The following is a 13,505-nucleotide window of genomic DNA, read 5'->3' on the forward strand; positions in this document are numbered from 1 at the left end:
GCCCGGCGGGAACCCTTGCTTTGGAAAGTGTTCATTTAAAGGCTCTCCGATTACACTCCGAACGGATATGTTTCGTCAGGGTCGTGCGGCTCCCAATGCATTGTTCTTTCCAAAGGTTCGACCGCCCGGGTCTTATCAAAGTGTATAATGAAATCAAACTGCTCTGATAGCCGGGCATGGAAATAGTGACTCATTCGTTCTGTTTCAGGTCGATAAATCACCCCAATCGCTCTTTCGAGGCGGGCTTCTTGCAGACTCTCCTTCAACTCCCGTTCCTCCTGCAACGGTAGCAGGAAATTTGATACGCCAGTTTCATGAAAAAGAGTTTCGTAACTCCCCCGCAAAGCCGAACGCACACGTTTGAGTTGCGCCGGTTCATCCCATTCAGAAGCAGCCGTTACCGTGCCGTGATAGGTTGTAAAGCCAACCAGTACCGCCTGGGAACCATGTCTCTCACGAACCAGTTGTCCCACATTCCACTCTCCTCGATCACCCATTTGGGTCGCACGGGCATCACCCAGATGGGAGTTATGCGCCCAGACGACAATTTTTGGACTATGCACCTGCCTTTCGAGGTGTAACGACAGGGCCTCCAAGGTTTCAGCCATATGGCGGTCACGAAGGTTCCAGGATTCAATATGGCCCTGGAACATCACCCGATAATATTCCTCAGCATTTTTCACCAGCCGCGCATTCTGCTCCGCGTAAAAGAATTCATCTTCTGCAAGGCGCCCATCACCTGCAAGATACGCTCCCGCGCGCCGCCGCAGTTCGACCAACTCGCTTACCGCCTCCTGTTGACACGATTCGCTCAAATCAAAGCTCGCGGCATAACCATAAGCTTGAGGATTCTCCCCATGCTGCTCAAAACAGGAATAGCGGCCCCTCGCTCGCTTTCCAGCATCAGGATCAATCCTGTCCAAATAGTCCAATACGGCCCTGATTGAGGCATGAAGACTGTATAAATCCATGCCGTAAAACCCCACCCTTTTCTCATTGGCATTTACCTGATCGTTATGTTCACGCAACCACCCGACGAGGTCGAGAACATCGGCATTCCGCCACATCCATAAGGGAAAGCGCTTGAAATTTCCCAGCGCCTCGCTGGCCTCAACATCTTCACTATCACTTCGAATGTATCGGTTCACCCGATGTGCATCCGGCCAATCGGCCTCCACCGCCACGGCTGTGAACCCCTTCTCTATTATCAGTCTCTTTGTAATCTCCGCCCGGGTTCGATAGAATTCATGCGTACCATGGGTGGCTTCTCCCAAAAGTACAAACCGCGCATCTCCGATCGATTCCAATAAAAAGTCGTAGTCACAACTGGAACCCGTCAGAGGTATGGCAACTTCACGAATTAAATCGATCAGGGAACTGGAAATGCCTAGGGCCATAACCATTTATATTTCGCCATTTGCTCCATGCGAGTGCGCTCCCATCGTGGCGACATCTTCGGCGCATTGATTTATCATTTCCCGCACTTCCTCGTCACTTACCTGGGGGAAATGGCGGTAATACAGCCCGACCGCATAAAACGGTTCTGGTGTTTCAAGGCAAACGGTTTGTTCAACTTCTGTTTCAAAAGCCGCGCAGGTTTCCGGGGCCGCGACCGGCACCGCCACGATGATGCCTGCAGGTCGCTGTTGTCTTAACGCAAGCACGGCCGCACGCATGCTGGCGCCGGTGGCCAGCCCGTCATCTATTAAAATGGCAATCTTCCCTTGAATATGTGCTGGCGGCTTGCCGTTGCGATAAAGCATTTCCCGTCTTTGCAACTCACTCCATTCCTGCTCAGCTGCCTGCATGATGAGTTGCTCCGAAATGCCGAGCATATCCACCACTTTTTCGTTCACAACCCGGATTCCACCAGACGCGATTGCTCCCATCGCCAACTCTTCGTGTCCCGGAACACCAAGCTTGCGCACAACAAAAATATCCAACGGCACATGTAATTCTTCAGCCACCTCGAAACCCACAGGCACACCGCCTCGCGGGAGGGCAAGCACCACCACATCCGGGCGATCAGCCAGATACCTCAGGCGGGTTGCAAGTATTTGACCTGCTTCGGTTCGGTCGGAAAATAAATCTGCCATCGTATGTCCTGTCTCGTTATATCGCCAATTCATGAAATTTTGCTCAAGTAGTTTGAAATCTTAGGCTCTCATGGTTGCCAGCATCGTGCGCCTTTGAATTTGTCTTACGATTTTGACTTAAACCCATGAGTTCTGGAGTTTTTCGAGGATTACAGTTCCGCTGCACCCGGATATCATCACCTCCATAAACTGATGGCGATGGACTCCCATCGCAAAGTAGGTAAAGACCGTAGTCCCCAATAATTTAAGTATGAACGCGAGCCAAGCAGGTCGGATTAAGCAGGCAAGCGCTCCGAGGTAGCTCTTAAACAGCTGCGAAGCTCCCCGGCAAGCTGGCTCACATTTGGTTCCGTAAAGATGCTCCCATGAGAACCGGAAATGATCCTCACATCAACACCACCCAGACTAAATTCATCCCAGCCAAGCGAGCGGTCAAAGGAACAAAGTAACGGCTGCCTGCGTGTCCTAAACAAGGTTATGCGGCCAACATAAGGTTTTGTGACGTATTCCTGAAAGGCCCGAAGGTGAATCTGCCACAGATTTAATTCGTTCTCTGGTATTTGCTCGGTATTAATGACCCCTTCCAGGTCAAAATGCGACCGTCCCATCCGCTTTGGTTTAATTAAATTTAAAATTCTTCGTCGAATAACCCTGGCCTTCCGTTCGAAGAGATTGCGGCGGATTTCGGGTTTAAGCCTGCAAAAATCTTCCAACCCATAATAAAGATTAAGCAGGAATCCCCTGTAAAACTTTGCCCGTCTCCATGGCGCTTTGGTGTATGAAGTATTGATGGGCATACTCTCGAACAGCGCCAGGAACGCAACCTCTTCTCCCATCCGGGATAGCTGCCGCGCCATTTCGAAGCTGACATTTCCTCCAAAACAGTAGCCGCCAAGATAATAGGGGCCTCGAGGTTGCAACGTTCGAACCTCCTCCACGTACCGGCTGGCCATCACTTCGATACTTTCCAGCTCTGCCATTCCTCTCATACCTGGTGATTCAATCCCATAGATGGGTTGATCATCAGTAAAGCATGCTCCTAAATTGGCATAGCCCCAAAGAATGCCTCCACCTGCTCCGTGAACCAGGAACAATGGAGGCTTGGAACCACCATCCTTAATTGCCACCAGCAAGGATCTGGAGGCGGACAATTCTTTTTCACGAATGGCATTGGCCAACTGCGCGATGGTTGGAGTTTCAAACAGTATGGTAAGCGGAAGCCTCTTTCCGAACACTTTTTCAATTCTCGCAAATAATCGGACTGCCAGCAACGAGTGGCCTCCCAATTCAAAAAATTTGTCGTGAACTCCGATGGGGCGAATACCCAGGAGCTCCTCCCAGATACCCGCCAGTTGCTCCTCTGCAGAATCCCTGGGAGCCAGATACTTATGGTCGAGCGCAGGCCTGGTGCCCTCCGGATCAGGCAGGGCCAACCGATTTACCTTTCCGCTGGCAGTAAGTGGGAGAGTTTCCAGAAATACGTAAGCGGACGGCATCATATATTCCGGCAACTTATCTTTTAAATGCGACCGAAGCGCTTCGGAAGTCGGCTTTGATTTCCCTTTTGGCACAACGTAAGCCACCAGCTGCTTCTCCGTGGTCGAGATTTTGCGCGCCACCACCACACAATCCCTTACGGAATCATCAGCGGCGATGGCGGCTTCAATTTCTCCCAGTTCAATGCGAAATCCGCGGATTTTGACCATGGAATCAGTCCGGCCAAGGAATTCCAGATTTCCGTCAGAAAGATATCGGACAGTATCTCCCGTATGATAAAGTTTTGATCCTGTTTGAATTTCAAATGGATTGTCGATGAATCTCTCGGCAGTTAACTCATTTCGTTGTAGATACTCCAACGCCAGACCGTCTCCACCTGTGTAGAGCTGTCCGTATACTCCGATTGGGACCGGCCGCAAATTACAATCCAAAACATAACAAGTGGTGTTGGAAACTGGTTTTCCAATCGGGATGGAGCGATCTGCCGGCACCCGATGTGGTATGGCATGATAGCAGGTGAACGTCGTATTTTCTGTCGGGCCATACCCATTGATCAACTGGCAGTCCTCAAGAATTTCAAGGGCCTTTTCAACATGCGGCACAGAAAGGACATCCCCACCCGCCAGCAACTGGCGGACGTTCTTTAATCTTTCAACCTGCTCCTCCACCATTTGATGAAACAATCCGGCCGTGAGCCACAAAATTGTGATCCGCTGTTTTTCGATAAAACTGCCTAGATCAGATAACGAGGAAGGAATGGGAGGAAAAATCACCAGCCGTGCGCCATTCAACAGTGCACCCCAAATCTCGAAAGTGGAAGCATCAAAAGAAACTGGCGCCAATTGAAGGAAAACATTGTTTCCGGTCAGCGAGGCATAATTTGTCGCCTTCACCAACCGAACTACTCCACGATTGGGAACGCAAACACCTTTGGGACGTCCAGTCGATCCGGAAGTGAAGCAGACGTAGGCCACACTCTCAGGTCCACAAGAGGAAATTGGACGCTCTCCACTTTGCTCACTGACAGCTTTCCACTCCTTGTCCAAACAAATGGCTTTGAGGATATCGTGACCTGGTTCGGATTTCTTTGTTTGTCTCGGCAGGGCTTCGCGCAGTCTGGATTCGGTCAGGAGTACCCGGATCTCTGCATCCTCCATCATCAATGCCAATCTCTCCTTGGGATAAGTAGGATCCAGGGAAACATAACCGCCTCCGGCCTTCAAAATTGCCAGCAAGCCAACAATCATTTCAAACGACCGTTCCAAACAGAGTCCAACCAACTCGCCCGACTGCACCCCCGACCTGATCAGGTAATGCGCCAATTGGTTCGATTGTCGATTAAGCTGCCGGTATGACAGGCTTTTGCCTTCAAAGACTAATGCCACTGCATCGGGACTTGCAGAGGCTTGCTCCTCAAATAATTCTGCTATGGTTTTATTCTTTGGATAATCCGTTCGCGTCTGGTTCCATTCCACCAGCAATCGGTAGCGCTCCCCGGCCGTTAATATCGGCAAATCGGAAATGCGCTGATTAGGATTGGAAATAATGCCTTCCAGCAGAACTCGGTAATGCTCAAGCAGGCGATCAATTGTGGCATCGTCAAAAAGATCCGTTTTGTATTCCACAGCCAAAACCAACCCCTCCTCCGATTCCGTTATGGATAATGTGAGGTCGCACCTGGCCGCTCCTTCTTCAATCGGCAGGAACTTTAACTCCAGCCCTGAAAGCTTCAGTTTCTGCACCGGATCATTTTGAACCTGAAACATGACTTGAAACAAGGGATTATAGGTAAGACTTCGTTCCGGCTTTAGTTCCTCAACCAGTTTCTCGAAAGGAGCCTCCTTGTGAGCGAGTGCTTCAAAAAATGTTTCTCGAACTCGTGTCAGCAGTTCCCTGAAAGTCGGCGCTCCGGAAACATCGGTCCGCAGGACGAGGGTATTTACGAACAAACCAATCAGCCCTTCGATGGCGGTCTGATCGCGATTTGCCACGGGACTTCCCACCACGATATCCTCCAACCCGGTGTACCGCTGCAGCAGAACCTTATAAGCCGTCAGCAACAGGAGAAACAAAGTTGTTTCCTCAGTTTGCGCCCGCTTGCGTATGGAATCAGAAAACTTCTCCGACCATTGGATTCTGCGAACCGCTCCAGCATGAGAAAGCATTTTTGGACGTGGACGATCTGTCGGCAGTTCGAGCATCGGCAAAGGGTTTCTCAATTTTGTCCGCCAATAAGCCAACTCTTTTTCCAGACGTTCACCCTGCAACCGTCTTCTCTGCCAGCCCGCATAATTGCCATATTGAACTGGCAACTCAGCTAAAGGGGATTCTGCACCTTGAACCCGGCAGGAATATAATTTTCCCAGTTCAACGTAAAGCAGTTCCATTGACCAGCCATCTGAGATGATGTGGTGCATCATCAGCAGCAGCACATGATCGGAGGAACTCAAGCCTAGCAGCTTTGCTCGCAACAGCGGATCTTTGGTCAGATCGAATGGAACCTTTGTCTCGGCCCTGCACAGACGATTCAGGGTTTGTTCCTGATTCGCTGGTTCCACCTCTCCCAAGTCAATTGTTTCCAACTTTGCATAGAAAGGCGCACAGACCAAGGCCTTGGGATGACCGTCCACCGAAACGAAATTTGTTCGCAGACTTTCATGCCGGCCCACAATTTCATTCAGACTCCACTCCAAAGCCTCAACGTTCAGATTCCCCGTGATTCGGATTGCAGCAGAAACGCTATAGAGCGGACTGGCTTGCGTTATCTGGTCCAGAAACCATAAGCGTTCCTGCGCATACGAAAGCAGAACCTGTGTGGTGCCACCGTTTTGTGTAATCTCATTGTAAATTGTTCATCCCCCCCTTCTTGTTTAACTGGGATTGCCAGCAACTCCTCCTGATCCTAAGAGAGCTCAGATTCAGCAATTACGACCTTATTTCCCAATTTCCCATAATGGGGATGTCACCCTGACACGCTGCCATGGCCTTTTTGCCCGCAACAACTTGCGCCCGCTCTATAGACATTTGATTTATCTTTTGCGCGGCTCAGAAGCAGCATTAACTTTTTGGTTTCCAAGGCATCCAATGCCGCAGCTAGTTTTGCAATGGTTTGATGTTGAAAAGATACTCTGGCTTTAAATTTAAACCCGCCTGAATGGGTTGAAAGACCTCCATAATGTTATTGATATTTCGCTCTCGCGGAATCTTCGAAAGAGTTATGCATAACCTTTGGTCTTATGGTGTGAGATGACGCGGTAATCGCTTTAATCGGGGCAGCAAAACACTGAGCAGACCTAATTTCGAATTGGAATCCAACTCCTTTTGATTTTCAACCAACAGGGCTGTAAGTTCCTCAATATCGAGCAGCTTGGCCTTTTCAGGCCGTTTATGGTTCAGTTCAGTGCCAGCCGACACCCTCTGGATTACAACCTCGTCCACTTTTTCCATTTCAAATCTACAAGAGACGACTGATGATCCTGTGCCAGCTTTGTTTTTTGTATCAGTGTTGCTCTGATCCATAGAAAAAATAATAATTCCGTTCTTTAGCTTCCTCCATGGGGAAAAACCCTGAAAGCCAACGGTTTTCCTTGATGGAACCTGAAAAACTAGTCATCCCCAAATCTTGGGATGAAGTAGCGATTCTGTTGACCGTTGTGGTCCAAATTCAGCGCTAATTAATATTCGCACCCGCGGTTGTGTGTGTGCGGTAAACAGGATAGTTTGAATCAGTAAATGTCGTTTTATGCAACTTCACTACCATCCCGAAGCTTTCTAAAAGGAATATTATGCCCATCTCAGTGCGAATGAAAAAAAGCGGGGTTAAACGAGTCCACCCCAGACCACGAAGTCAAAATCCCAACTTGGACGCAGCTGCCCGCGGTCTGTGGCGCACCGAAGGCGCCAACTACACAACTGGTCCGGTCGGTTTGGCAGATCCGGTTAAACCGCTCCAGTCCAAAAATCCGCTCATAGTATTGGAAAACAACAGAAGACGAAAGTTGGCTTCACTGCACAAGTCGGCATAACTCATCCATTCAATAATAAATCTGATAGTTGCGGCCTGTAGTTGCAGCCAACCTCAGGTCGAAACGGGAGGGTCATTGGCTTCTCGGCCTTGGCTTCGTGCCATCGCCCCCACTCCCCTTCAGCCGGTTGTGAATTTTTTCTTCCTCTTCGCGCTCCAAGGCGGCCCGTAATACATCATCAACGTTCTCTGCCAAGGTAAACTTCAGTTTGTTCTTAACCTCTTCGGGCAAATCAAACAAATCTTTCTCGTTAAGCTTGGGAATAATTACCTCTTCGATTCCCGCGCGCAAAGCGGCCAGCGTCTTTTCCTTTAGTCCGCCAATCGGCAACACCAAACCGCGCAAGGTAACCTCACCCGTCATGGCCACTTCAGATCGTACAGGCGTATCACTAAAAAGTGATGCAATTGCCGTGAACATCGCCACGCCTGCCGACGGCCCATCCTTGGGAACCGCACCGCTGGGCACGTGCACATGAATATCCATATCCCTGAATGCATCCGCACTGATGCCGAGTTCCTTCACCCGGCTCCGCACCAGGCTTAAGGCAGCCTGCACCGATTCGCGCATGACATTTCCAATTTGCCCGGTCAAAGTAATATTACCTTTGCCAGGATACCTGGTTGCTTCAATGAACAACACCTCGCCTCCAATGGGCGTGTACGCCAATCCGGTCACGACCCCGGGCTTGCTGGTCTTCAGCCGTGTCTCGCGAATATAACGGGGTGGCCCAAGCATTTCTTGAACAATTTGTGGAGTTACTGTCATGGCTTGTATTTCACCTCGAGCCACTCTCGCTGCAATCCCACGGCACACGGCTCCGATTTGCCGTTCCAATTCGCGAACGCCAGCCTCCCGCGTATAATCTTCGATTACCCTGGATAGCGCACTCTTCTCCCACTGGCATTGCTCCGGCTTTAATCCGTTCTCTTCAAGTTGCCGAACCACGAGATAGTTTTTCGCAATCTCAAGTTTCTCGCGCTCGGTATAGCCTGGTAACTCAATTACTTCCATGCGATCACGCAATGGCGCTGGCACTGCATCCATGTAATTCGCCGTCGCAATAAAAATTACCTCCGAGAGATCAAATGGCACGTCAATATACCGGTCAACAAATGCATTGTTTTGCCTCGGATCCAATACTTCGAGCAATGCACTGGCCGGATCTCCTCTAAAGTCAGCCCCTAACTTGTCAATTTCATCCAGCATGATTACCGGATTTTTCGTCCCCACTCTTCGCATCTCCTGGATGATCCGACCCGGCATGGAACCAATGTAAGTTCGCCGATGTCCGCGTATCTCCGCTTCATCCCGAATTCCCCCCAAACTCATCCGCGCAAACTTGCGACCCAAAGCGTCTGCTATCGATTGCCCAAGGCTCGTTTTTCCCACTCCAGGGGGACCAAGGAAGCAAAGAATCGGTCCTCGTCCGCGCGGATTCAACTTACGTACGGCTAAAAACTCTATCAACCGGCGCTTAACTTTCTCCAAATCGTAATGATCCCTGTCCAAAATTTTCTGCGCCTGATTCAGATCCAGGTTGTCCTCGCTTCGCTTGTTCCAGGGCAAATCGGCCAACGATTCCAGGTAGCCAACAATGACCGAAACCTCCGGGCTCGCCTGTGGCAACGCCCGCAAGCGTTTAAGTTCCTTCTCCGCCTGCTCCATGACCTCCGGGGGCAGCTGAGCCTCCTCAAGTTCTTTCCTTAACTCCTCGATCTGCTCATCGGCTCCTTCAGGTTCCTCACCCAATTCGCGTTGAATTGCTTTGATTTGCTCCCGCAAATAAGCCCTCCGCTGTGCATCCGTAAACTGGGACGCCACATCCTGCTGCAATTTCTGCTGCAATTGAGCAATTTCATACTGGCTCGAAACCCGCAATTGTACAGCGCGCACGCGCTTCGCCACGTCCAACTCCTCCAATAGCTGCTGCTTGTCAGGTACCTCCATGTTCAGATTGCTCGCCAGAAAGTCCGCCATTTGTCCGGGATCCTGCATCCCTTCGATAATGGCTCTGGCCTGCTCCGGCACATCAGGCGTCACTTTGATCAGTCGCAAAGCCGTCTCCCGCAAATTGCGCACCGCTGCTTCAAATTCCTTATCCTCTTTCGGCGGCATAATCGGCCAGAGCACCTCCACCTCCGCCTTGATGAACGGATGCGTTAGGACCACCTTCCGGATCGCAAACCTCCTCATGGCCTGTACTGCAATGACCGCCGAACCATCCGGTTGCCGGATCAGCTTCAAGACATTTGCCGCTACTCCGATTTTATAAAGATCGTCCGGCCCGGGCGATTCCTCATTGGTCTGCTGTGTGACCAGCCCGATGACCTTGCTCTGGGGCAAAGACTCCTCCAAAAGTTTCAGGGAGGTTGGCCTTCGCACTGTTAATGGCACGACCGTCCCGGGAAAAACCACCAACCCTCGAATCGCCAGTATTGGCAAGGTTTCCGGTATGACTGGCTGATCCGGATCGTCCTCCTTGCGCGCCACTCCGATCACGTGAGGATTTTGTTGGCCTCCTTCACCATCTGCCGGAGTTGGGTCAATCATGAAATTGTCTTTGGCGGTCATGGTAAAATCCTTGCTCCTTCCCGATTGTATATTCGCTCCATTTCACGCGTGCGATTGCAATGGCAGGTATATCCACAGCATCCCGTTGTGCTGCTCAGCTTTAACCCGTTCTGTGTCCACATCCACAGGAAACTCGATTTCACGCTGGAACGGGCCATGATCGATCTCCATCGTCAAAACCTGCACCGCCCTGCATTCATGGTCCGATGGCTCTGGTGCCTGCCGATTTCCACTGATGAGCAACCGCCGGGGTTCAACCTCCAGATCGATGGTTTCCTTATTCACCCCTGCCAGGTCCACGCAGATGGTCATGCACTCCTCGCAACGATAGGCATTGATCGCGGGTTTCCACGTTTCGCTGGAGGAAAAGAATTGAACCTTCGTCAGCTCGTATACCACCTCTCCCAACTGGCCGTGCAACTGTCTCAATCTCAGGCTGCGAATGTTCGACATATTTAATCCCTTTCAATCTGCATACAGACTCAAATTAGCACCTTTCTTCCAATGCTCCAAAATCCCTATAACCCCCTCAACCCAACGCCGAGCCAATTTCCTGTTTCCACGGGTGGGTTTTAATCTCAGGTACTACCATCGGCCGCCATCTGCTCAGCTTCTCTTGTTTCCGTCCGACTACGCCTGGTGCTATTTTGCCACTCTCCGCTCAATTACAAAATCATGCTCAAACGTCATTCCCTGGCGATCATAGGATAAACTGATTCGTGCACGCCCAGTCTTCCAGTCCCAATTGTAAGGAGTGATAACCTGGTAGGTTTCGACCAACGGCCCATAATAGAACTCATCATAGAATCCGCCGTAGTAAGGAGTATAGGGATACGGAAAACCGGGCCAGGCGCCGAAACCGTAATTTGGAACTACTCGCTGAAATGATTGGGGGGTTTGGGGCAGCAACATTGAAGTGTGACTATGCGGCCCAATTACTCGTCCTCTGATCGGGTGCGATTCACCTCTGGGATCGACGACGTAGCTTCTATTGTCCAGCAGCGTCATCCGATCATCGGTGGGGTTGATGATTCTCATGGACAAATATCCCGCCTGCTTCGTAAAACGATATTCAAAAGGCTCATAATGAACTACTACCGGCTCTTTGTTTATCGTCTGCGCCAGGTTTGGTGGTTCAATGATTTGATACTCATAGGTTTTGCAACCCGTGACGATGAAACTCACCAAGAACAAGAGTGATTGTAAATACTTCGCTTTCATTTTCTCCCTTTTCGCTGTCACTTCCTTAAGTTCCCCCTGCCTTACGGTTTCCTTTTGATTGGAAAATACCAGCACAAGCCGTGAAGCTATTCTTTAGCTCGCCCTGTACGCTTTTGCCGTCAATGGGATGATGAACTCTCTTCCTCATTATCATGCGCTTATATTTCAAGCAGCGTATTTCTCCCGGGAACACGGTTACAAAAGCTGTCAACCGGGGACAATCCCGGCTAAAAAGCAGGTTTCACTCTCATTGACTCTTGTAAGATCGGCATGGACGGTACGCAACAGGTAATAGCCATGCTGTTACGCTTAAGAAACTTAACTCAAAAAGGAAAAAATATATGCCTAGAGGTGCCAGTTCAAAACGTGAACGCGAATATAAAGGTTTGGTTCAGAAATTCAGCCGCTCCGGTCGATATGGCAGTCGCAAGAAGGAGGTCGCTGCCCGCATCGTAAATAAGCAGCGTGCGGAAAAAGGCGAAACCAAGGCAGCCAAACGTCCGGCTTCCGCCAGGAAATCCTCCTCCCAGAAGAGAGCGTCAACCGCACGTGGAGGCTCCTCACGCACGCGTTCTGCCAAGGCTTCTTCCTCACGAAGAAGTACCGCTCGAACAACCACAGCACGTAAAACCGCCAGCTCCCGTCGCTAGCTCGGCCCTGCTTTACGACTGCCAGCGGAGATTGAAGTGCTCCGCCAGCAGTCCTCGATAGTCCTTGATCCGGCAGGTGTAGGTGGCTTGGCAGCCTGGTTTTTCCACCTCATTAAAACCTTGCTTCCAAGCTGAACGTCCAACTTTTATGGAATAGGGAGCAGCAAAACCAATCGCTCTTTAAATCCAGGATGCATTAAAAAAAAATTTCACTCCTCTCGTGGGGTACACACCCCATTTTCTCCTCCTTGGGATTCTGAAATTATTCTCATCGTAATGATCAGGTTCCTCCCCGATCAAACAGGGCGAGAGTGCGCGACTATCCGGAAGCCACCTCGCCCTTTCGTGTCATAAATGTGGGTGGAGGGGTCGCTCAATTGGTTACATCCATTAAAATCAGAATGAAAATAATTCTTATAGCTGGCACAGTTGCAGCAGTCGTATTGACAGGTACTACTGCAAAAGCCCAAATAGTTGACAATACGACTACATGGTTTAGCGAACATTTTCAGGCATCAGAATCCTCTGGAGCCCTGTTCAATCCCGAGGAAATCGCTCTCGACCTTGGGCTCAACTGGTACAGCCGGGATCGTGGCAGGAATGAAGGGCAGTTTGGTTTTGGTTTTGGTGGCAAATATTTCTTTACTCGTGAAATCGGGTTAAGTGTTGATTCCAACATCGGCTTTAATGGCCATGCATTCTTCGATTTCCTTCACGCCAGTGCCATTTACCGCTTCCCAATCGAAGAATATCGTATTGCTCCCTACGCCATTGCGGGTACGGGCTGCGAATTTGACCCAAGCACGCAGCTCAGTGGCCATTTCGGTGGCGGCGTGGAATTTCGGTTCAATGCTGTAACCGGAATTTATGGTGATGTGACCTATAATCTGGTTCACAGCGCTTCCGACTATTTTCTCCTTCGTGGCGGTATCCGAATCTTATTCTAACTCTCGTTAGCCTCTTTCAAGCAGAACGGGCGCAACATGATTGCGCCCGTTTGCTTTCACTGTCTGCCCTATACCCCTCTTTCGGAGACCAACTCAACAAAACTCCCTGTTACAAACCGCTGTTACCGCTCTATTTTGGGTTTTCTGAACTTGATCCGCTGGAAGTATTGGTGCCGGTGCTTTTATACGAACCGCCTCCGCTCGAAGTGCTGCTGCTCGTGCCAGGCCCGCCAGCAGCATTTGTATTCATCTTTTCCATGTTACTGCTGGCATTGTAGCCCCCGCTTGTGCCGGTACTGCTCCCAGTGCCTCCTGTGTCCCTTTGGCCACATCCTGCGGCAACCAATGCAAGCCCGGTTAAAAGAATCCATAATTTTTTCATAAGACAATGTGAATTTAAGTTTACCTTATCAAACCTCCTTTCAATTTTATGGTCTTAAATAGGGAATATCCCACCGGTAGTTTGACCCATGCCAAAAGAAAAATCCCGGCCGC

Annotated in this window: 10 protein-coding genes; 2 read left to right on the forward strand and 8 right to left on the reverse strand. The window is 50.2% G+C overall.

The features are described from left to right. Positions 1-50: 50 nt before the first annotated feature. The 7 genes from CFLAV_RS02715 to CFLAV_RS02745 all read right to left on the reverse strand — a co-directional run bounded on the left by CFLAV_RS02715 (position 51) and on the right by CFLAV_RS02745 (position 11,413). The gene (locus tag CFLAV_RS02715) at positions 51-1,397 is read right to left on the reverse strand and encodes an erythromycin esterase family protein (protein ID WP_040546737.1); all 1,347 of its coding nucleotides are present in this window, start codon (positions 1,395-1,397) and stop codon (positions 51-53) included. Between the two features lie 6 nt (positions 1,398-1,403). Then, entirely contained in the window at positions 1,404-2,096 is a 693-nt protein-coding gene (locus tag CFLAV_RS02720) for a phosphoribosyltransferase (RefSeq protein ID WP_007413072.1), read from the reverse strand. Positions 2,097-2,371: 275 nt separating this feature from the next. Beyond that, positions 2,372-6,442, reverse strand: a complete 4,071-nt coding sequence (locus CFLAV_RS02725; protein ID WP_341849381.1) for a non-ribosomal peptide synthetase — start codon at positions 6,440-6,442, stop codon at positions 2,372-2,374. Between the two features lie 385 nt (positions 6,443-6,827). Continuing rightward, the gene (locus CFLAV_RS02730) at positions 6,828-7,040 is read right to left on the reverse strand and encodes a hypothetical protein (protein WP_150107245.1); all 213 of its coding nucleotides are present in this window, start codon (positions 7,038-7,040) and stop codon (positions 6,828-6,830) included. A gap of 650 nt (positions 7,041-7,690) precedes the next feature. Next, entirely contained in the window at positions 7,691-10,192 is a 2,502-nt protein-coding gene (gene lon / locus CFLAV_RS02735) for an endopeptidase La (RefSeq protein WP_007413077.1), read from the reverse strand. A 42-nt stretch (positions 10,193-10,234) separates the two neighbouring features. Beyond that, the gene (locus tag CFLAV_RS02740; RefSeq protein ID WP_007413078.1) at positions 10,235-10,645 is read right to left on the reverse strand and encodes an Hsp20/alpha crystallin family protein; all 411 of its coding nucleotides are present in this window, start codon (positions 10,643-10,645) and stop codon (positions 10,235-10,237) included. A 189-nt stretch (positions 10,646-10,834) separates the two neighbouring features. Continuing rightward, the gene (locus CFLAV_RS02745; RefSeq protein ID WP_150107246.1) at positions 10,835-11,413 is read right to left on the reverse strand and encodes a hypothetical protein; all 579 of its coding nucleotides are present in this window, start codon (positions 11,411-11,413) and stop codon (positions 10,835-10,837) included. Between the two features lie 341 nt (positions 11,414-11,754). Here CFLAV_RS02745 and CFLAV_RS02750 point away from each other — a divergent pair, with 341 nt between their 5' ends. Then, a complete protein-coding gene (locus tag CFLAV_RS02750) occupies positions 11,755-12,063 on the forward strand; it encodes a hypothetical protein (RefSeq protein ID WP_007413080.1) in 309 nt (102 codons plus the stop codon). Between the two features lie 356 nt (positions 12,064-12,419). Continuing rightward, on the forward strand, positions 12,420-13,010 hold the full coding sequence (locus CFLAV_RS02755; RefSeq protein WP_160164465.1) for a hypothetical protein: 591 nt from the start codon (positions 12,420-12,422) through the stop codon (positions 13,008-13,010). Between the two features lie 130 nt (positions 13,011-13,140). On the opposite strand, the gene CFLAV_RS02760 is transcribed toward CFLAV_RS02755, so the two are convergent. After that, positions 13,141-13,392, reverse strand: coding sequence for a hypothetical protein (locus tag CFLAV_RS02760; RefSeq protein ID WP_007413082.1), 252 nt, complete (start codon positions 13,390-13,392; stop codon positions 13,141-13,143). Positions 13,393-13,505: the final 113 nt, after the last annotated feature.

The sequence above is a fragment of the Pedosphaera parvula Ellin514 genome (assembly GCF_000172555.1).
Taxonomy (GTDB): domain Bacteria; phylum Verrucomicrobiota; class Verrucomicrobiia; order Limisphaerales; family Pedosphaeraceae; genus Pedosphaera.